Genomic DNA, 18,736 nt, shown 5'->3' on the forward strand with positions numbered 1-18,736 from the left:
CGGTAATCCGGCAAGGGGTGAGCGGTGCGCGACGCAGAACCCGCTACGGCATCTCGGAGGTTTGCGCTTAGCTATCCGGCGGAATAAGGCCAAGCCCGCGAAGGTAGATGCCGATACCGCTCTCGAGCAATTCCTCGGGCGGAAACGGAATATTGGCGCCGGGGGAGTTGCGCGAAAATAGCTCGACCACGCCATGGCTCATCGCCCAGATGTGGCTGGCGAACATCGAGGATGGGGGCCGCTTCTCCGGCGGGATGTGCTGCGACAGAGCCTCCGCCGCACGCTCCAGAACGCCATTTGCGCGCGAGGCGACCTGCCGCAGCGCGGTCGAGCGGTTGGTCGGCACGCCGCTTTCGAACATGGCCACATAATGCCCGGGATGTTCGCGCGCAAAAGCGAGATACGCGCGCCCCGTCTCTGAGAACGCCCTGAGAGCAGACGGAAGACCCGAGGCATACGCAGCCTCCATACGATCCGCAAAGATTTCGTATCCCTGCCGTGCACACTCCGCGATAAGCTCTTCGCGGCCGCTGAAATGTCGATAAACGGCGGCCGGGGTGACACCCGCGCGCTTCGCCGCTTCCGACACCGTGAAGCCGGTCGGCCCCTTCTCTTCGATCAGGACAAGCGCGGCATCGACGAGTGCCTGGGCCAGGTTGCCGTGATGATAGCCGCGCTTGCTCATTCAGCACGGGCCGCGGCGCGGTCGATGGCGGCGACGGCGGCATCCGGCATGACGTGATGCGGCATGTGGCCCACACCGTCGAGCCGCTCGAGATGCGCGCCGGCGATCTGTTCAACAAGCCGCTCGGAGTGGATGTCGATTGGGACAACCTCGTCTGCAGTCCCATGAACGATTTCGACGGGAAGAGAAAGGTTGGAATAACGCCTGGACATCTTGACCAGGTGGGGGCGCAGCGTCTTGACCTGCTGTGCGTTCGAGCGGAACGAGGATGCGCGCAGGGTCAGACCCGCCCCCACGTAGTCCTCGTACCCCTCCGGCGCCTCCTGCGGCGCGAAGACCGAAGCGATGGCGCGTTTGACGAGGCCGCGGGGCACAAAGGCCGAGATCAACGGCACCACGGCCGCTCCGCCAAGCGATGTGCCGGTCAGTGTGTAAAGGGGGCCAAGCCCACCGGGCCAAGGCTGCGTCGCGCCCGAGAGGATGACCACAGCGGCAGGATCGTGGTTCAGCGCCCAGGCCATGGCCACCGAGCCGCCAAAGGAATGGCCCACAACAATGGGGTTCGATATACCAATGCGCTCGGCCGCCGCATGCAGCAGTGCGGCCTGCTCCTCCGGGCCTTCAGCACGCGCATCGAAGGTGCCGGCATAGGCAGGGTCGGGGTCGGTATAGCCGAGACCGGGCCGATCGAAGACGGTGACGCGATAACGGTCCGAAACCCGATCGACGAAATCGAAAGTCCAGTCGCGCACGTTGCCGCTGGCGCCATGAATAAGCACCAGGTCGCGCCCGGAGCCCGTCTGGACATAGTGGACCTGACGCTCTCCAACTGGGACGAAGCTGCCGAGCGGCGGGTAGGCCTCCCGCGCCTCTGCGGTACGGGTGTCGATGCGGTGATCGACCACCGTCCGACAGCCTGCTGCGGCGAGGAGAAGGAAAGAGACGCTAAGCGCCGACTTTTTGGATATCATACGGCGTCGACTGGTAAATCTCGTTGATCCAGTTCCCATACAGAAGGTGCGCGTGACTACGCCAACGGTTGAGCGGTCGCCGCGACGGATCGTCACTGGGATAGTAGTTGCATGGCACACCGATCGTGACGCCGGCGGCGATGTCGCGGTCGAACTCCTGCTTTAGCGTGTCGTCGTCATACTCGAAATGATTGAAGATATAGAGCGCCCGATGCGCCGGGTCTTCCACGAGCGCCGGCCCCGCATCGTCAGATGTCAGAAGCGTCCTTAGCCCGTAAGCGCGGTCGATGTCCTCTTGCCGCATCTCGGTCCAGCGGCTGACCGGCATGACGCAGTCATCCGAAAAACCGCGCAGGTAGGGCGAGGCCGGATCGAGATTGCGATGCCGGTAGCAGCCGAAGAGCTTTGCCTGAAGGAGGTGCTTTGGCACGCCATGAAAATGATGAATCATCGCCATGCCGCCCCAACAGACGCCGAAGGTCGAATGAACGTGGGTCTGCGTCCAGTTCATCACCTCCGAAAGCTCGTCCCAGTAGGTGACGTCTTCGAAGGCGAGGTGCTCGATCGGCGCGCCGGTGATGATGAGTCCGTCGAATTTCTCGTCCTTGACCTCCTGAAAGGGGCGATAGAACGCTTCCATGTGCTCGGCCGCGGTGTTCTTGGTCTGGTGCTCCGTCATGCGGATCAGCTGAAAGTCGATCTGCAAAGGACCGGCTCCGATCAGCCGGGCGAACTGGTTCTCTGTCTGGATCTTCTTCGGCATCAGGTTCAGCAGCCCGATCCTCAGCGGCCGGATGTCCTGGCGCATGGCCGCGGCCTCGGCCATGACCTGGATCCCCTCGCGGCTGAGAACATCGAAGGCGGGCAGCTCGGCGGGCAGTTTGATGGGCATGAGGCGCTTCTCGATACGGGGGGCAGTCAATTAGGCGATCTTCGGCTCAGACGCAAGCGCCCGGGTGGTCTCATGGCGGGCTCGCGGGACGGACGTAGCGCATAATCCTCCACGAGCCGTTACCGCGCCTCCGCGCCTACCGCCGATCGATGGCGCGCGCGATCATGGTTTCGAAATCGGCCGGTGTGCGGACGGCCGCGACCTCGTCCGCAGTGACCGTGACGCCGCGCTGCGCCATGGCGGCGTAGCGCGGCTGACGGTGCGCTAGTGCGCGTGCGTAGGTCCAGCGAATAAAGGCGTCGGGATCGACGGCCTCGGCGCTCTGGTTCGTTTTGTCGAGGTAGGCAGACCACGCGTCGTTCAGGAACTCGGGCTGGTAGTACATCGGCTTCGGCGCGCGGTCGAACCGGCGCACCAGTTCGGCGGTGTGCGCTTCGGTGCCTTCGATCCAGACCAGCAGAAGCGTGCTCTCCAGCTGCGCAAGCAAGGGGTCCTCGGGGTCTTCGGGATCGACAACTTCGCAGATTGACCCGGAGGTATCGCAGATGAAGTGATCGTAGCCATAGATCTCGCGCGCCTTGTTGATGAACTGGCCCGTGTCGCGCATGGCAAGCTGCTCGGCGTCGCGGTGCTGCATCTGGCGGAGCATGTATTCGTCGAAGGGCAGGCCGCCCTTGTCAGGATCGCCGGGCTTGCCGAGATAGGTCGAGAGCGGCGCGAGGTTTTCGAACGTGATGTTCGACCCGACGTAGATCGAGTCCGACATCAGAAGCTCGCGCAGCAGCGGCACCTGCATGGCATGACGCTTGAAGTTATCAGCGATGTGCTCGCCCATGTACCGGGTGCCGATCCGGTAATCGACCGAATAGTGAAACCACGCGCCGGCATCGCGCAGCATCGCCGACAGGTAAGTCTTGCCAAGACCCGACATGCCGAACAGCATCACGCGTCTATGGGGGGCGGACAGCCACTCGGCCGAGCTTTCGTAGATCATAGGTCGTCTCTAGCGAGGGATCGCACACGCGAAAAGGCCCCGCAGGTACGGGGCCTTCGATTTCGCTGTCGATCCGATCAGAAGCGGTAGCCGACCTGCATGCCGACGCCCACGACGTGGCTGTCTTCGAAATTGGCGCGCGCGGTGTCGGGGGTGCCGGTTTCGGCCGAGGCGTCGCCCAGCCACACGTAGCGAACGCCGCCCGCGATCGTCAGGCTCTCGTTGACATCGTAGCTGAGGCCCACGCCGACAGACTTCTGCCCGTTGGTCGGAGCCAGCGGCGAGACGAGGTCGTCGTCGTCATTGGCGTGCTCATAGCCAAACGTGACCGACCCCGAGAGCCGATCCGTCAGTGCGCGCCCCACGCCGAGGGCGAGCGAATAGCCGTCCTCCAACTCGGTCAGGCTCGTGCCTTCGATGTCTTCGTCGCTCTGGCTGTCGAAATACGGCGGCGACACGATGACGTCGTTATACCAGGCATAGCGCAGCTGCCCGAACAGGAGCGTCCGCTGGTTGATACCGGTCTGGAAGTCGAGGTTGACCGCCTGCGGCGTCGTGATTTCGGTCACGGACGAAATGCTGCCTCCGCCGGCGAGGGCGGGGAGGTTCTCGATCGTGTCGAGCTCGTGGTCGATTTCGGAGAGGTAGGTGACGGCAACCCGTAGTGCGATCTCGGGCACCTCGTACGCCGCACCCACGGCATATCCGAAGGCGTAGTCCCGATCAAAGTCGACCGTGTAGCCCGAGAGAAGCGGACCGTAGGCAAAGCCGCTGAGGCCGACCGCCGCTTCAAGGCGCTGGTAGCGCAGCCCACCGTGGATCGAGAAGTTGTCGTTGAACTTGTACCGCGCCAACGCCGTCAGGGCAGAGCTGTCAACATTTGCGTAGGTGCCACCAAGGTTGTTCGACCCGTCCTCGGCCGCGACGGGCAGGACAGGCGGATAGGGCGCGGGCAGGTTGCTCGGCACGAAACTGCCGCCGTCGCCGGGGTAGGAGACGTCCACGCCATACGGCTCGTCTGCCACCAAGGCGAAGGACAGCCGCTCGGACACCTGAAACTTTACGCCTGCGCCGACCTGATTGAAGTCATCGGAAACATCGCCGGTCTCGGCCCCGCCAGCATAACCAACCGCCGCCAGCGGCTCGTCCTCACCCTCAAGGGTAGGGAACACGCGGCCGAAGCTAAGCTCGAAATAGTTGCCGTCCTCGAACAGGATGTCCACGGGCTGGCCCGACCGATCGAGTCCAGCGGCCATCGCGGCGGCCGGGCACAACGCCATGACGGCGGCGCCGGCAAGAAGCTTCTTCATGTGGATCTCCTCCCCTGAGATCGAAACTGGTTCTCTGGGAACGATTGATCGGAGGATCCGGAGCGGCAATTCTGACGGTACGTCACATCCCGGAACGGGCCCCGAAGAGTCACGTATTTGTAACACCCTGCGTCCGAGGGCGGACGTTCAGCCAGTTTGCGCCGAGGATCACCGCGCCGCCGGCCAGGATCCAGGGGTCCAGCGGCTCGGCATAGATCGTCCAGCCGACCAGTGCGATCACGGGAAGGCGCAGGAAGTCCATCGGCATGACGACCGAGGCTGGCGCAAGGGACAGTGCGGTTGTCAGGCAAAAATGGGCTGAGAGGCCGGCACAGGCAATCAGCGCGAGCCAAGGCCAGGATGCGGCCGAGGGCCAGGCGATCTCTCCGTCGTACCCGGCACAGGCCAGCCCCAAAACAGCCTGCATCATCGTCAGCCAGAACAGGATCGACACGACGTTCTCGGTCCGGGTGAGGCGTCTCGTGAAGAGGGCGGATCCGGCGAAGCCCAGAGCCGCGAGGGCCGCCGCGATCTGGCCCGGCCCGATTGCCGCAGCGCCGGGACGCGCGACGATCAGGATGCCGGCGAAGCCTACGATGGCCGCGATGAGGCGCGTGCGCGTCAGGCGCTCTCCCAGCACCAGCGGCGCGGCAAGGGCCACCCAGACCGGCGATGTGAACTCAAGCGCGAAGACCTGCGCCAGGGGGATCGCGGTGATGGCAAAGAACCACAGGTTTTGGCCGGTGAAATGGAACACGTTGCGGACGAGGTGCAGGCCCATCCGCCTCGTTCGGATCGCGGCCGTCTCGCCGGTCAGCCTTGCTGCGGTCAGCACCACAACGATCCCGATCAGCGAGCGATAGAGCATCAATTCGAACGTATCGAGCTCGAAGGACACGACACGGCCTGCGATGGCCATGGTCGAGAAGCTGAAGATCGCGCCGGCCATCCACATGGCGGCCCGGCGGATCTCTGACGAAGGAGTATCTACCGACATGCTCATGGCCAGTCGGTTACCAGATCGGCGGCTGGCGTCCAGACGTCAGCCGCTCTGGGAGAAGGCGCCTTTCAGGGTTTCGATATCGGGGTCGCTCGCCTTCGGCACGATGCGATAGCCCGCGTTGACCGCACAGAAGAGGGCGAAGCACAGAAGGCCCAATGCCAGAAGGCCCACGAGGATCTGTCCGTAGGGCTGGCCCGAGAGCCATGAGAACACATCGCCAAGACCCCCGGCCGATTGAGAATCGTAGACCCAAGCCGCGTAAACGATGAAGACCCCGATGACCGTGACGACGAAGCCCTGCGACAGGACGCCAAGCCGCAGCAGCCAGTCCCAGCGCCTCGTGACCTCGTTGCCCATGAGATGCTTGCGGTACTCGCGCTTGTAGGCCTTCTTGCCGTAATAGAAGCCCGCTCCGATCGTTGCGAACCCCATGGCGGCCAGTATCCAACGCCCGCCGGGCCAGTTCAGAACCGTTCCCGCCGCTTTCGAGATGCCGCTCTCTCCACCGCCGCTACTGGCCGTAAAGACGAGAAGCAGCGCGCCGATCCCGATCGCGAGGTGAATGAGGCCCGTGACGCACATGCCGATGCGCGCGACAATCCCCTCGCCGTCGCTGCCATAGGCTTCGAGGTCGAAGGCCGCGTCGAGCAATCGCCAGACCGCATAGGCCAGCATCCCGACAAAGATGGCAAAGAGCACCACCTTTCCGAATGGCGCAGTTTCGAGCCGCGCAAAGGCGCTGGAGGTACTTTGCCCCTGGCCGCCATGCACGATGGCCCAGAGCGAGATCCCCGCCACGACCAGATAGACGAGGGCCCGCCCCGCATATCCTGTTCGCATGACTGGCACAGCCCAGTCGAAATTGCCCTGTCCCGCCATTCTCGCGCTCCTCCTTGTACAGCGTGGGAACAGCGCACAAAGCGGCGGCGCGTTCCCTTCGGGGTGTCAGCATGATGATGAGAGCGCGCCACGCGGGCTGCGACGTCCGTCTTCTGGGCGGCCAGATCGGCTATTCCCGGCGCCGGAAATCGCGCGGGGTGTGCCCGGTGCGGGCACGGAAGGCGCGGCTGAAATAGGCGGCCGAACGGAAGCCGAGCGTCTCGGCCACCTGCTTGATCGGCATCCGCGTGTCGGTCAGGAGGCGCCGTGCCTCGTAATGCAGTCGGTCCAGCAGCAGGTCCGACGCCGATCGCCCCGAAGCCTTCCGGCAGCAGCGGGTGAGGTGCGCGGGTGTGACGCCAAGCGCGCGGGCGTAGTTCGAGACCGTGTAGCCGCCGCGGAAATGCTCTTCGAGCAGCGCGGTATAGGCGCCGGCGAGGCTTTCGCAGTTGCGACCGCCGATCTCGGCCTCGACGGTCCAGTCCTCTCCGGCCAGGCGGGCGAGCCAGACGACAAGGAGGCCCGCATGGTGGCCGAGCGCCACGTCCGAGCGGCGTTCGGCGCGGTCGAGTTCGGCGCGAATGTTCTCAATCTGGCGGGTCAGCTCCACCTGCGCAGCCGCATCTCGGATGCGCAGGTGGAGCGGGGTGTCCGGCATTTCGTCCGCGGCACCCTTGGGGAGGAAGACGGCGTGGCCAAGGACAGCACCCCAGACCTCGAACCCATGCATCGTGTTTGGGGGCAGGACGATCACGTTATGGGGGCCGTAGCCGCGGGTCACGCCCTGTGCGGTCATGCGCCCTTGTCCGCGGGTGAACCAGTAGAGCACCGGCTGCGCGTAGGAGCGCATCGCCTCGGTGCGCCAGCGTCCGCCGGCGGCGATTTGTGCGAGCGAAACGATCTTTAGGCCGGTGGAGGGCCGGATGGTGTCGAGCATGGCGGTCCTCGGTGGCAGCAATCCGGGATCGCGTTCAGGCTAGAAAGCGGCGTGGCGATTCTCCAAGACAAATCGACTCGTCTTGTCGGGGCAGTGTCATTTGCGCGTCGGATCAACCGTCTGCCAATCGCCCATGCGGGCGCGGAACCAGGTGCGCTGGCGCTTTGCGTATTGACGCGTGGCGATGACGGCGCGACGGGCGGCCTCGTCCAGCGGGATCTCGTCCCGGAGATGCGCCATGAGCTCGGGCGCTCCGATGGCGCGGTCGGCGGGGCGCGCAGGGTCGAAACCGGCGGCGTTCGCGCGCGCTTCGTCCAACGCGCCAGCCTCGATCATGGCGGTGAAGCGCCGCTCGATCCGGGGGGACAGCACTTCGGGTGGGGCATGGACCAGCAAGGGCGTCGTGCGGGCGAGTGGCAGGAGGGGCGTCGCCGGCCGGTCCTGCCAATCGGCGAGGGGGCGGCCGGTGGCGCGCTGCACCTCCCACGCACGCTGGACGCGGGCGCGGTTCTGCGGGTCGAGCCGGGCGCGGGTGCGAGGGTCGAGTGCTTCGAGAAGGTCGGGCAGGACGATGGCATCGCCCTCGGCGCGGATGGCCATAGGTGTCTCGGGAATCTCGTTGAGACCTTGGGTGAGAGCCGTGAAATAAAGACCTGTTCCACCAGTGAAAATCGGACGCGGCCCAGTGAGCAAGGGGGCGACCTCGCGCAGCCAGCGGCCGACGGAATAGGCGGTGTCGGCGACGTGGCCGTAAAGGGCATGGGGCGCGCGGACCTCATCCTCGGGCGTGGGGCGTGCGGACAGGATGCGCCAGCGGGCGTAGACCTGCAGCGCGTCGGCATTGACGACCACGCCGCCATGCGCCTCGGCGATGGCGAGCGCGAGCGCGGACTTGCCACTGGCGGTGGGTCCGGCGACCAGCACGGGGCGGTCATGGGCGCAGCGTGCAACGGCGTCGGCTATCGTCAGAATCGCGGCTCTCCATAGTTGTGCCGAGGGACCTTTTGGGACATTAGAAGCGCAAGCTAAAGCGGGGATGCAATCATGGCCGAAACCAACGAACCGAGGCGCTACGACCGGGTGCTTCTGAAGATCTCGGGCGAGGCACTGATGGGCGGCGAAAACTTCGGGCTGCACCCCCCCACGGTCGAGCGGATCGCCCGCGAAGTGCAGTCGGTGCGCGACCTCGGCGTCGAGGTCTGCATGGTGATCGGCGGCGGCAACATCTTCCGCGGGTTGCAAGGTTCGGCCCAAGGGATGGAGCGGACCACGGCGGACTACATGGGCATGCTCGCCACGGTGATGAACGCGCTGGCCATGCAGGGCGCGCTGGAGAAGCTGGGTATCCACACGCGGGTGATCTCGGCCATCACGATGAACGAAGTGGCCGAACCCTATATCCGCCGCCGCGCCGTGCGGCACCTGGAAAAGAAGCGGGTCTGCATCTTCGCCGCGGGAACCGGCAACCCGTACTTCACCACGGACACGGCGGCGGTTCTGCGCGCGACCGAGATGAACTGCCAGGCGATCTTCAAAGGCACCAAGGTGGACGGGGTCTACGACAAGGACCCCGAAAAGCACGACGACGCGGTGCGCTACGACAAGATCACCTATGACGACGTGCTGCAGAAGCACCTCAAGGTCATGGACGCCTCGGCCATTGCGCTGGCGCGGGACAACAACCTGCCGATCATCGTTTTCTCGCTGGACGAGCCGGGCGGCTTCCGCGGAATCCTCGCGGGCGAGGGTACCTTCACCAGCGTCACCCAGGACTGATGCGCAGTGATGCCGCGGGCCGGGATGGCCCGCGGCGGTCAGTTGCCGGAAGCTTCGCCTTCATCGGCGGGGCGCGCTTCGAGCGCGATCTTGATCGCGACCTCGTCGCTGACGAATGGCGCGAAGGCACCAAGGCCGTAATCGCTCCGCAGGATGGTCGTTTCGGCCTCGAATCCGACGGTGGGCTGGCCCATCGGGTTCTCACCCCGCTCGGTCAGTTCGGCGTCGAGCGTGACTTCCTTCGTCTGACCGTTGATCGTCAGGTCGCCGATGATCTTGCCCTCGGTCTCGCCCGTGACTTCGATCGACGTGCTTTCGAAGGTGACCCTCGAGTCTTCGCTGCCGAAGAAGTCGTCGGTCATCAGGTGCTGGAACAGGCCCGGCGTCACGTTCATCGCCGAGGCCGGAAACGACACCTGCACCGACGAATTCGCGGGCTCCTCCTCGTCGAACATGAGGTCGCCCGTGAGGTCGAAGACGAGGCCGCGGGTGGTCGAGAAGCCGCCATGCGACCACGAGAACAGGATCTCGCTATGGGCCTCGTCGACCGTGTAGGGGGCCGGCTCGGCCGCCACGTGGGTGGCCGTCAGCGCGGCGAGGCCAGCCGCGAAGGCGGGTAGGGCGAAACGGGTCATGTGAACTCCATCGAAGGATTCGTTTGCGGTGCGGCGGATCGTAGCCGGCCGGTCGCGCGCGGAGAATGCCTTGCGTGCCTCACGCCGGCAACAGGATCTGTGCGCCTCCGCAGAGCGGGGCGGGGCGGGGCTGGCCTTCGATTGGCCGCTTGGGTATAGGCGGAACGAACGGAATTACCCACGCGAGGACGGTCATGGCAGACGAGATTGAGATCGACACCGGCGATCTGCAGCGGCGCATGGACGGCGCGATGCAGGCGCTGCGCCAGGAATTTGCCTCGCTGCGCACAGGGCGGGCGTCTGCCTCGATGGTCGAGCCGGTCATGGTCGAGGCCTACGGCCAGCTCACTCCCATCAATCAGGTCGGCACTGTGAACGTGCCCGAGCCGCGGATGGTGACGGTCACAGTCTGGGACAAGACCCTCGTCGGCAAGGCCGAGAAGGCGATCCGCAACTCGGGGCTCGGGATCAACCCGGTCATCGACGGGATGACGATCCGGCTGCCGATCCCCGAGCTGAACGAAGAACGTCGCAAGGACCTGGCGAAGGTCGCCGGCACCTATGCCGAAAACGCCCGCATCGCGATCCGCAACGTGCGTCGCGACGGAATGGACCAGCTGAAGAAGGCGAAGTCCAACGGAATGTCCGAGGACGACCAGAAGCTGTGGCAGACCGAGATCCAGGAGATGACGGACGCGCACATCAAGAAGGTGGACGAAGTGCTCGAGCAGAAACAGCTGGAAATCATGCAAGTTTGACTGCTTCCGTGCCGTTGACGTCTTCAATCAGGGGTTTTTCAATGGACCTGACGGACCCGATGCGGCTAAGTCTCGTTGATCGTCAGGAGGATCCGATGCCCGAACGACAAAGCGGACCGCGGCACGTCGCCTGCATCATGGACGGGAACGGTAGGTGGGCTCAGGCCCGTGGCCGCCCCCGTCTCTTCGGCCATCAGGCCGGTGCGCGCCGCGTACGTGAGATCGTTGCGGCCTGCCCGGATCTGGGCGTCGAATACCTGACCATCTTCGCCTTTTCGACCGAGAACTGGAAGCGGACGCAGACCGAGGTCGCAGGGCTGATGCGCCTTTTCCGGCGCTACATCGAATCCGAAGCGCGCGACCTGCACGCGGACAACGTGCGCGTCCGCTTCATCGGCGACCGTGTGAGGCTGGATCCAAAGCTGGTCAAGCTTATGGACAAGCTGGAGCTTCTCACCAGCCGGAATGATCGCCTGCACCTAACGATCGCGCTGAACTACGGTAGCCGGGACGAGATCGGGCGCGCGACGCGCCGCCTTGCCGCCGAGGTCGCCGCCGGCCGTATTGCGCCTGCGGATGTGGACGAGACGACGCTGGCGGGTTTTCTTGACACCCATGTCCTGCCGGATCCCGATCTTGTCATCCGCACCAGCGGCGAGGCGCGTATCTCCAACTTCCTTTTGTGGCAGTCTGCCTATGCCGAATACGAGTTCATCGACACGTTGTGGCCGGATTTCACGGCCGACCTCTTTGCCGAAACGGTTTCGCGCTACGGGGCCCGTGACCGACGTTTCGGCACCGTGACCGCATGACATCACGACGTTGGAATGATCTTGGGGAGCGCATCGGCGTCGGCGCGATCATCGCGGGCATCGGCCTTGTCTGCATGTGGCTTGGCGGACTGACCTTCGCGGCGCTGACGATCTTTGTCTCGGGCGTAATGGTGTGGGAACTGGTCCGGCTGCTGGACACCAAGGCGCCGGCGGTCGGTCTCGGCTTGGGTGCGGCCGGTCTCCTGTTCCTCGCGGAGGTGCTGCCACCTGCCTATGCGCTACCGATATGCCTGCTACCGACGTTTGCCGGCGCCCTCTGGCTGAACAAACGCCGGGTGAGCTTCGCGCTGTTCACCGTGCTGATCCTTTTGGCAGGTCTGGGGCTGTTCTATCTTCGATCGAACTACGGCTTCACGTGGATGCTATGGCTCGCGCTCGTGGTGATCGTGAACGACGTGTTCGGGTATCTTTTCGGGCGCATGATCGGCGGCCCCAAGCTTTGGCCCCGCGTCAGCCCGAACAAGACGTGGTCGGGTACGCTGGCGGGTTGGGCCGGTGCCGCGGCCGTGGGAGGTGCCTTTGGCGCGTTCACCGCAGCAGGGCCTGAAGTTGTGCCGGTCTCTATCGCTTTGGCCATGGCTGCGCAGATGGGTGATATCGCGGAATCCGCGGTGAAGCGGCGCGCCGGTGTGAAAGACAGCTCGTCGCTGCTGCCGGGGCATGGGGGCCTGTTCGACAGGTTCGACGGCATGCTCGGGGCCTCGGTGACGCTGCTTCTGGTTTCGCCCATCATCGGTTTCCCGCCGGGGCTTACCTGACCCACATGCGGCGCATTTCCATCTTTGGCAGCACCGGCTCCATCGGGTGCTCGACGCTCGACCTCGTGGGGCGGCAGCGCGATGCGTTCCACGTGGTCGCGCTGACTGGCGGGCGAAACATCGTGAAACTGGCGGAACAGGCGAAAGAATTCCGCCCTGAGGTCGTCGTTTGCGCCGACGAGAAGGACGTGGCGGCCTTGCGCGAGGCCTTGGCAGGCACCGGGATCGAGGCCTCCGGAGGTCGTTCGGCCATTCTAGAGGCCGCGGCGCGTCCGACCGACTGGACAATGTCTGCCATCCTCGGAGCCGCGGGGCTCGAGCCTGGTCTGGTGGCGCTGCAGCACGGCGGTGTGCTGGCGCTCGCGAACAAGGAGAGCCTCGTCTGCGCCGGCCCGCTGATGATGGAGATGGCCGCGCGCCACGCCGCGACGATCCTGCCGGTGGACAGCGAGCATTCCGCCGTTTTCCAGGCCCTGAACGGAGAGCGGGTCGAAGATGTCGAGCGGCTGCTTATCACCGCCAGCGGCGGGGCGTTCCGAGACTGGCCGATTGAACGGCTGGCGACGGCGACCGCAGCGCAGGCGGCGACACATCCGACCTGGGACATGGGGCAGCGGATCACCATCGACTCCGCATCGATGTTCAACAAAGCGCTGGAACTGATTGAAGCGCATGAATATTTCGGCATTGAGCCCGAGCGAATCGAGGTGCTCGTCCATCCGGAATCGCTGGTCCACGCCATTGTCGGCTTCGCGGATGGCGGCTTGATCGCACATGTGGGACCGCACGACATGCGCCACGCGATCGGCTACGCGCTGAACTGGCCCGCGCGTGGCGACGTCCCGGTGGAGCGGCTGGATTTTGCAGCCATCGGCAGCCTGACCTTCCGCGCCCCGGATGAAACGCGCTGGCCGGCACTGCGGCTTGCTCGCGAGGTGATGCAGACAGGGGGCCTTGCCGGCGCCGTGTTCAACGGTGCGAAGGAGCGTGCGCTGGACCACTTCATCGCCGGCCGCGTCGGATTTCTCGACATGGCCGCGCTGGTCGAACGGGTGCTGGTCAAGATGTCGTCAGATGACCTTGGAAAGGCGGCGCTGGAGCTTGATATAGTACGGGCTGTCGATGCGCAGGCACGTGCCTTGGTTGACGAGTTTGTTGGTGTCCCGGTCGGGTCCGGCGGCGTCTGAAGGAGGATCCACGATGGGGTTCATCCCCGATTTCGGCTCGCTGGCGTTCACGCTTGTCGCATTTTTCGCAGCTCTCAGCATCATCGTGGCCATTCACGAATATGGACACTACATCGTGGGCCGGTGGTCCGGGATTCAGGCTGACGTGTTCTCGATTGGCATGGGACCGGTCCTGTTCTCGCGCATGGACCGCCGCGGCACCAGGTGGCAGATCGCGGCATTCCCCGTGGGCGGCTACGTCAAGTTCCGCGGCGACGCAAACGCGGCCAGCGTGGGGCAGGCGGACACGCCGGGGCTGGACGCGGAAGCCTCACGGTCGACCATGGCCGGCGCGCCGCTGTGGGCGCGGGCGGCGACTGTGGCTGCAGGGCCGATTTTCAACTTCCTGCTCTCCATCGCCGTTTTTGCCCTCGTGCTGACGATCCGCGGGGTCGCTAGCGATCCGCTGACGGTGGCCGACGTGCAGCCCTTGCCGTATGCCGAGCAGGAGCTTCAGGTGGGCGACCGGATCAAGGCCATCATGGGCGAGCCGGTACCCGATGTCGCACAATTTGCCGGCTTCGTCGAAGGCCTCCCCGTTCAGCCCACTCTACCGTACCGGATCGAGCGGAACGGCGCAGAGATGCAGATCGAGGCGCCATATCCTTACCCGCCCGTCGTCGGCAGCATCACGCCGCAATCGGCTGCGGCCGGAACGGACCTCGAACGCGGCGAGGTGTTGATCGAGGTGAACGGCAAGGAGGTCTTCGCCTTCACGCAGTTGCGTGACGCCGTCGGAGATTCCGGCGGAGAACCGGTGACTCTGACGGTCTGGTCGCCGGATACGGGGGACACGCGGTCGGTCGAGCTGACGCCGAAGCGCATGGATTTACCATTGCCCGAGGGCGGCTTTGAAACGCGGTGGCTTCTGGGGATCACTGGCGCGCTCTACATCACACCAGAGCGGAGCGCTCCGAGCCCGGTCACAGCGCTCGGCTACGGAGTAGAGCAGGTCGGCTTCATCATCCAGTCGAGCCTCTCCGGCATTTATCACATCGCGGCGGGCGCGATCTCGTCCTGTAATCTGCAAGGACCCATCGGGATCGCGCAAACCAGCGGTGCGGCGGCGAGTGCAGGCGCTTTGAGCTTCGTGTGGTTCATCGCGGTGCTGTCAACGGCCGTCGGCTTCCTGAACCTCTTTCCGATCCCGATCCTCGACGGCGGCCACCTGGTGTTCCACGCGTACGAGGCTGTTCGCGGCAAGCCGCCGTCGGATCAGGCCTTGAACCTGTTGATGGCTGTGGGCTTGGCGTTGTTGGGCACCCTTATGGTGTTTGCTATCGGCAACGACTTCCTCTGCCCCTGAGCCATCGCCGCCGGATCTTCGGCCACCGCCAAATTCAGGCCATAATCAGACGGCAATCACGCGGGGAATTCATTCCACAACCCCGGGTTCGGCATGCGCCATACTGCCAATGACTCTTCTCGTGGCCTCAACTTGATCCTCGAAGTCGCCCTTGGCCGGCTTCTGTTTCCGGTTGCGATCTGCGTCTCGCTGGCCTTCGGTGGCGCGATCTTGACCTTCTGAAGCGACGGAAAAGACACGGTTCCGACCCGAAATCAACGGCTCGAGCATGTGGGCACAGCGGGCAGCTTGGCGTTTTGACATGCTATCTCAACCGGGCTAGTCACGGTCTTGAGAAGTCTTAGACGGGTGGACGCATGATCGAGACGAGGGGGCGCTCCGCGCGCACCGCACTTCTGGCCTCTGCGCTGCAAGGCACGGTCCTGGCGGGGTTTGCCGCGGGTATGGTGATGGCCACGACTTCGGTCGCGGTGGCGCAGAGCTACAGGATCAGCGACATCCAGATCATCGGAAACGAGCGCGTGGACACCACAACGGTGGTGAACACTCTGGCCATTCCGCAGGGCCGTGACCTCACCGCTGGGGAGCTGAACGCCGCTTACCAGCGCCTTTCGGGTGCCGGATTGTTCGAAAGCGTGTCCATCACGCCACAGGGCAATACGCTTCTGGTCGAGGTGGCCGAGTATCCGACCGTGCGTCGCATCAGCTTCGAGGGGAACCGCAGGCTCGATGACGCAGAGCTGACCGCCCTAATCGGGTCGGTCCCGAACCGGGTCTACAACCCCAGCCGTGCCGAAGAGGATGCGCGCGCCATCGCCGCCGCCTACGAGCAGCGCGGGCGCCTTGCGGCAACCGTCACGCCACGGATCATCCGCCGTGCCGACAATCGCATCGACCTTGTGTTCGAGATCGCCGAAGGCGGCATCGTCGAGATCGAGCGGATCTCGTTCGTCGGCAACCAGGATTTCTCGGACCGCCGCCTGCGCCGCGCGTTGGCAACCAAGCAAGCGGGCTTTCTGCGCCAGATCATCCAGAGCGATACTTTCGTGGCCGACCGCGTCGGCTTCGACCAGCAGCTTCTGCGCGATTTCTATATGTCGCGCGGGTATATCGACTTCACGATCAACAACGTGTCGACGGAGTTTGCGCGCGAGCGGGACGCATTCTTCATTCAGTACAACATCACCGAAGGTCAGAGCTGGGACTTCGGACAGGTCACGACCACGACCACGGTGCCGGGCCTGAATCCTGCAGAATACCGCGACGCCATCGGCATCGACGCGGGGCAGACCTATACGCCGGCCGCCATCGACGCCGCAACCGAGCGGCTGGAAGAGCGGGTGAGCCGTGCAGGCATGACGTTCGTTCGCGCAACTCCGCAGATCACGCGCGACCCGCAGACCCTGCAGCTGAACGTCAACTTCCTTCTCGAGCGGGGGCCACGGCTCTTTGTCGAGCGCATCGACATCGAGGGCAATCAGACGACGCTCGACCGGGTGATCCGTCGCCAGTTCCGCACGGTCGAGGGCGATCCGTTCAACCCGCGCGAGATCCGGGCCGCGGCCGAACGGATCCGAGCACTTGGCTATTTCGCGAATGTCACTGCAGAAGGACGCGAGGGTTCGTCGCCCGACCAGGTGGTGATCGACGTGGATGTCGTAGAGCAGCCGACTGGCAGCCTGTCGCTGGGCGGCTCGTATTCGACAGATTCCGGCTTCGGCGTGAACTTCGGGTTTACCGAGCGGAACTTTCTGGGCCGCGGCCAGACGTTGTCCTTCGACATTACCACCGGGACGAACGCCAACAGCGCCGAGTTCAGCTTCAGCGAGCCATATTTCCTGGGCCGTGATCTGCGCGCCGGCTTCGACGTATTCTATAGCGAGACGGACTACGACGAGGCGGACTACAACACTCGCACGGTAGGCATCCGGCCTTCGGTAACCTTCCCAACGTCCGAGAACGGCCGGCTGCAGGTGCGGTACCGGTTGGCTGAGGACACGATCGAGGATGTGGGCGACGATATCTCGCCGATCATCGCGGCGGACGAGGACTCGGCGGTCAGTTCCGCCCTCGGGTACACCTACAGTTACGACACGCGCCGGTCGGGGATCGACCCCAACAGCGGGATCGTTCTGCGCTTTGGTCAGGATCTCGCCGGACTGGGCGGGGACGTCAACTACATCAAGACGGTGGCGTTCGGCGGCTACCAGACGACCGCGTTCAACGAGGAAGTCAACATCCGGGCGGTTGTCGAGGGTGGCAATGTCTCGGCCTTCGGAGACTCGGATTCGGTGCGTCTGACGGACCGCTTCTTTCTGTCCACCAGCCAGCTCCGCGGGTTCGAGCCCTTGGGCATCGGTCCGCGCGACCTCGAAACCGATGACGCGCTTGGCGGAAACAACTACGCCGTCGCCCGTCTTGAGGCGGACTTTCCGCTGGGCCTGCCCGAGGAATACGGCATCCGCGGGGGTGTCTTCGTCGACGCAGGCTCGGTCTGGGGCCTTGAGAATACCGAGGGTGCGAACGGCGAGACGGTGGACGACTCTGCCATCCTGCGCTCGTCCGTGGGTGTCTCGCTGTTCTGGGATACCCCTTTTGGGCCGCTGCGCTTCAACTTTGCGGAGGCGCTCGCGGCAGAGGACTACGACAACACGCGGACGTTCAATGTCTCGCTCTCTTCGTCCTTCTAGGCGCGGATTTCTCGCGGCAAGCGTGGGGGCCGCCATTTCGGCGGCCCTTCCCGTGCGCGCCCAGGAGATCCAGGGCGTCGCGGTGGTCGACCAGGAGCGCATGTTCCGCCAGAGCGTCTTTGGTGCTCGTTTGCTATCCCAGATCGACGCGCGGGGTGACACGCTCGCCGCTGAGAATCGCGAAATCGAGGCGTCGCTGACCGCGGAAGAGCGGGAACTCACCGACGCCAGAGCCGAACTGGACCCGGCCGAATTTCGCGAGCGTGCGCGCATCTTTGATGAAAGGGTCCGGCGGCTCAGGGCCGAGCAGGACGCGAAAGCCCGGGCGCTCGCCGATCTCCAGGAAGAGGCTCGCGCGACGTTCGTGAGGAGGGTTTCTCCGATCCTGTCCGAGATGATGGGCGAGATCGGTGCGGATGTGCTTCTGGATCGGCGCATAGTACTGACGGCGCGGGCTGGGGTGGATATCACCGACCGCGCAATTGCTCGCATCGACGCGGCGCTTCCTGAAGGCGGCGAAGGGGCAGGGGACGCGACGGCCGAGCCGGGCACAGCCCGGTAGGGTGCTTGCCCCCCTTCGGAGCGCGCGTTAAGCCCGGGGGCGACACCGAAAGAGGCCCCCATGTCCGATCTTCAGAGCGCCGATATCGACCTGATCCAGCGGATCATCCCGCACCGCTATCCGTTCCTGCTGGTGGACCGGGTCCGCGACATCAACGGGACGACTTCGGCGGTGGGGATAAAGAACGTCTCGTTCAACGAGCCGCATTTCCAGGGACACTTCCCCGGCGCGCCGATCATGCCGGGCGTCACCATCATCGAGGCGATGGCGCAGACCGCGGCCGTGATGGTGGGCGTGGGCCAGAACCTCGCCGATACTGGATTCCTCGTCTATTTCATGGGGATCGAAAGCGCCAAGTTCCGCCGCAAGGTAGTGCCGGGCGACGTGCTCGAGATGCACATCACCACCAAGCGGGGCGGGGGCAAGGTGTGGAAGTTCGCCGGCCGCGCTGAAGTGGACGGAGAGCTTGCCTGCGAGGCCGAATTCACTGGTGGAGCTGAAGCGACCGACGAGCACGCGGC

General features: G+C 64.7%; 19 protein-coding genes. 9 read left to right on the top strand and 10 right to left on the bottom strand.

All coding sequences use genetic code 11. The annotated features are described in order from the left end of the window. Nucleotides 1-67: 67 nt before the first annotated feature. From ACFDS3_RS12040 to miaA, 9 genes are all read right to left on the bottom strand, one after another. Nucleotides 68-685 carry a TetR/AcrR family transcriptional regulator gene (locus ACFDS3_RS12040; protein ID WP_375262596.1) on the bottom strand — a complete coding sequence of 206 codons (618 nt, stop codon included), beginning with the start codon at nucleotides 683-685 and terminating at the stop codon, nucleotides 68-70. Beyond that, the gene (locus ACFDS3_RS12045) at nucleotides 682-1,656 is read right to left on the bottom strand and encodes an alpha/beta fold hydrolase (RefSeq protein ID WP_375262597.1); all 975 of its coding nucleotides are present in this window, start codon (nucleotides 1,654-1,656) and stop codon (nucleotides 682-684) included. The genes ACFDS3_RS12040 and ACFDS3_RS12045 overlap by 4 nt, the downstream gene beginning before the upstream one ends. Beyond that, nucleotides 1,631-2,548 (bottom strand): homoserine O-succinyltransferase, encoded by a 918-nt coding sequence (gene metA, locus ACFDS3_RS12050; protein WP_375262598.1) that lies wholly within the window; start codon nucleotides 2,546-2,548, stop codon nucleotides 1,631-1,633. The genes ACFDS3_RS12045 and metA overlap by 26 nt, the downstream gene beginning before the upstream one ends. Nucleotides 2,549-2,684: 136 nt before the next feature. Continuing rightward, a complete protein-coding gene (locus ACFDS3_RS12055) occupies nucleotides 2,685-3,542 on the bottom strand; it encodes an ATPase (protein WP_375262599.1) in 858 nt (285 codons plus the stop codon). Nucleotides 3,543-3,619: 77 nt separating this feature from the next. Beyond that, the gene (locus ACFDS3_RS12060) at nucleotides 3,620-4,852 is read right to left on the bottom strand and encodes an OmpP1/FadL family transporter (protein WP_375262600.1); all 1,233 of its coding nucleotides are present in this window, start codon (nucleotides 4,850-4,852) and stop codon (nucleotides 3,620-3,622) included. 109 nt (nucleotides 4,853-4,961) lie between these two features. Continuing rightward, complete coding sequence (locus ACFDS3_RS12065; protein WP_375262601.1) at nucleotides 4,962-5,855, bottom strand: DMT family transporter; 894 nt, start codon at nucleotides 5,853-5,855, stop codon at nucleotides 4,962-4,964. A gap of 39 nt (nucleotides 5,856-5,894) precedes the next feature. Next, a complete protein-coding gene (locus tag ACFDS3_RS12070; RefSeq protein ID WP_375262602.1) occupies nucleotides 5,895-6,734 on the bottom strand; it encodes a DUF1206 domain-containing protein in 840 nt (279 codons plus the stop codon). A 130-nt stretch (nucleotides 6,735-6,864) separates the two neighbouring features. Continuing rightward, the gene (locus ACFDS3_RS12075; protein WP_375262603.1) at nucleotides 6,865-7,671 is read right to left on the bottom strand and encodes an AraC family transcriptional regulator; all 807 of its coding nucleotides are present in this window, start codon (nucleotides 7,669-7,671) and stop codon (nucleotides 6,865-6,867) included. A gap of 96 nt (nucleotides 7,672-7,767) precedes the next feature. After that, nucleotides 7,768-8,595 carry a tRNA (adenosine(37)-N6)-dimethylallyltransferase MiaA gene (gene miaA / locus ACFDS3_RS12080; RefSeq protein ID WP_375262604.1) on the bottom strand — a complete coding sequence of 276 codons (828 nt, stop codon included), beginning with the start codon at nucleotides 8,593-8,595 and terminating at the stop codon, nucleotides 7,768-7,770. A 120-nt stretch (nucleotides 8,596-8,715) separates the two neighbouring features. Here miaA and pyrH point away from each other — a divergent pair, with 120 nt between their 5' ends. Beyond that, nucleotides 8,716-9,447 carry a UMP kinase gene (pyrH, locus tag ACFDS3_RS12085; RefSeq protein WP_375262605.1) on the top strand — a complete coding sequence of 244 codons (732 nt, stop codon included), beginning with the start codon at nucleotides 8,716-8,718 and terminating at the stop codon, nucleotides 9,445-9,447. A 38-nt stretch (nucleotides 9,448-9,485) separates the two neighbouring features. On the opposite strand, the gene ACFDS3_RS12090 is transcribed toward pyrH, so the two are convergent. Beyond that, nucleotides 9,486-10,082, bottom strand: coding sequence for a YceI family protein (locus ACFDS3_RS12090; protein ID WP_375262606.1), 597 nt, complete (start codon nucleotides 10,080-10,082; stop codon nucleotides 9,486-9,488). A 194-nt stretch (nucleotides 10,083-10,276) separates the two neighbouring features. Between ACFDS3_RS12090 and frr the strand changes: the two genes are divergently transcribed. The 8 genes from frr to fabZ all read left to right on the top strand — a co-directional run. Next, nucleotides 10,277-10,840, top strand: a complete 564-nt coding sequence (frr, locus tag ACFDS3_RS12095; RefSeq protein ID WP_375262607.1) for a ribosome recycling factor — start codon at nucleotides 10,277-10,279, stop codon at nucleotides 10,838-10,840. 95 nt (nucleotides 10,841-10,935) lie between these two features. After that, complete coding sequence (uppS, locus tag ACFDS3_RS12100; RefSeq protein WP_375262608.1) at nucleotides 10,936-11,652, top strand: polyprenyl diphosphate synthase; 717 nt, start codon at nucleotides 10,936-10,938, stop codon at nucleotides 11,650-11,652. Further along, nucleotides 11,649-12,431 (top strand): phosphatidate cytidylyltransferase, encoded by a 783-nt coding sequence (locus ACFDS3_RS12105; protein ID WP_375262609.1) that lies wholly within the window; start codon nucleotides 11,649-11,651, stop codon nucleotides 12,429-12,431. The genes uppS and ACFDS3_RS12105 overlap by 4 nt, the downstream gene beginning before the upstream one ends. A 5-nt stretch (nucleotides 12,432-12,436) precedes the next feature. Next, nucleotides 12,437-13,618 carry a 1-deoxy-D-xylulose-5-phosphate reductoisomerase gene (dxr, locus tag ACFDS3_RS12110; protein WP_375262610.1) on the top strand — a complete coding sequence of 394 codons (1,182 nt, stop codon included), beginning with the start codon at nucleotides 12,437-12,439 and terminating at the stop codon, nucleotides 13,616-13,618. Nucleotides 13,619-13,631: 13 nt separating this feature from the next. Then, a complete protein-coding gene (gene rseP / locus ACFDS3_RS12115; RefSeq protein ID WP_375262611.1) occupies nucleotides 13,632-14,963 on the top strand; it encodes an RIP metalloprotease RseP in 1,332 nt (443 codons plus the stop codon). 356 nt (nucleotides 14,964-15,319) lie between these two features. After that, on the top strand, nucleotides 15,320-17,653 hold the full coding sequence (bamA, locus tag ACFDS3_RS12120; protein WP_375262612.1) for an outer membrane protein assembly factor BamA: 2,334 nt from the start codon (nucleotides 15,320-15,322) through the stop codon (nucleotides 17,651-17,653). A gap of 22 nt (nucleotides 17,654-17,675) precedes the next feature. Beyond that, nucleotides 17,676-18,215 carry an OmpH family outer membrane protein gene (locus tag ACFDS3_RS12125; RefSeq protein WP_375262613.1) on the top strand — a complete coding sequence of 180 codons (540 nt, stop codon included), beginning with the start codon at nucleotides 17,676-17,678 and terminating at the stop codon, nucleotides 18,213-18,215. Between the two features lie 60 nt (nucleotides 18,216-18,275). Next, nucleotides 18,276-18,736: 3-hydroxyacyl-ACP dehydratase FabZ (gene fabZ / locus ACFDS3_RS12130; RefSeq protein WP_375262614.1), on the top strand; the 461-nt coding region annotated here is incomplete at its 3' end.

This window comes from Palleronia sp., from assembly GCF_042089775.1.
Lineage (GTDB): Bacteria > Pseudomonadota > Alphaproteobacteria > Rhodobacterales > Rhodobacteraceae > Palleronia.

Excerpts from the sequence above, each read along its gene's own strand:
- uppS (WP_375262608.1), top strand. The coding sequence starts at position 10,936 with ATGCCCGAACGACAAAGCGGACCGCGGCACGTCGCCTGCATCATGGAC.
- pyrH (WP_375262605.1), top strand. The coding sequence starts at position 8,716 with ATGGCCGAAACCAACGAACCGAGGCGCTACGACCGGGTGCTTCTGAAG.
- ACFDS3_RS12075 (WP_375262603.1), bottom strand. The coding sequence starts at position 7,671 with ATGCTCGACACCATCCGGCCCTCCACCGGCCTAAAGATCGTTTCGCTC.
- ACFDS3_RS12040 (WP_375262596.1), bottom strand. The coding sequence starts at position 685 with ATGAGCAAGCGCGGCTATCATCACGGCAACCTGGCCCAGGCACTCGTC.
- dxr (WP_375262610.1), top strand. The coding sequence starts at position 12,437 with ATGCGGCGCATTTCCATCTTTGGCAGCACCGGCTCCATCGGGTGCTCG.
- ACFDS3_RS12045 (WP_375262597.1), bottom strand. The coding sequence starts at position 1,656 with ATGATATCCAAAAAGTCGGCGCTTAGCGTCTCTTTCCTTCTCCTCGCC.
- frr (WP_375262607.1), top strand. The coding sequence starts at position 10,277 with ATGGCAGACGAGATTGAGATCGACACCGGCGATCTGCAGCGGCGCATG.
- bamA (WP_375262612.1), top strand. The coding sequence starts at position 15,320 with ATGATCGAGACGAGGGGGCGCTCCGCGCGCACCGCACTTCTGGCCTCT.
- metA (WP_375262598.1), bottom strand. The coding sequence starts at position 2,548 with ATGCCCATCAAACTGCCCGCCGAGCTGCCCGCCTTCGATGTTCTCAGC.
- ACFDS3_RS12090 (WP_375262606.1), bottom strand. The coding sequence starts at position 10,082 with ATGACCCGTTTCGCCCTACCCGCCTTCGCGGCTGGCCTCGCCGCGCTG.
- ACFDS3_RS12105 (WP_375262609.1), top strand. The coding sequence starts at position 11,649 with ATGACATCACGACGTTGGAATGATCTTGGGGAGCGCATCGGCGTCGGC.
- rseP (WP_375262611.1), top strand. The coding sequence starts at position 13,632 with ATGGGGTTCATCCCCGATTTCGGCTCGCTGGCGTTCACGCTTGTCGCA.
- ACFDS3_RS12065 (WP_375262601.1), bottom strand. The coding sequence starts at position 5,855 with ATGAGCATGTCGGTAGATACTCCTTCGTCAGAGATCCGCCGGGCCGCC.
- ACFDS3_RS12070 (WP_375262602.1), bottom strand. The coding sequence starts at position 6,734 with ATGGCGGGACAGGGCAATTTCGACTGGGCTGTGCCAGTCATGCGAACA.
- ACFDS3_RS12055 (WP_375262599.1), bottom strand. The coding sequence starts at position 3,542 with ATGATCTACGAAAGCTCGGCCGAGTGGCTGTCCGCCCCCCATAGACGC.
- ACFDS3_RS12060 (WP_375262600.1), bottom strand. The coding sequence starts at position 4,852 with ATGAAGAAGCTTCTTGCCGGCGCCGCCGTCATGGCGTTGTGCCCGGCC.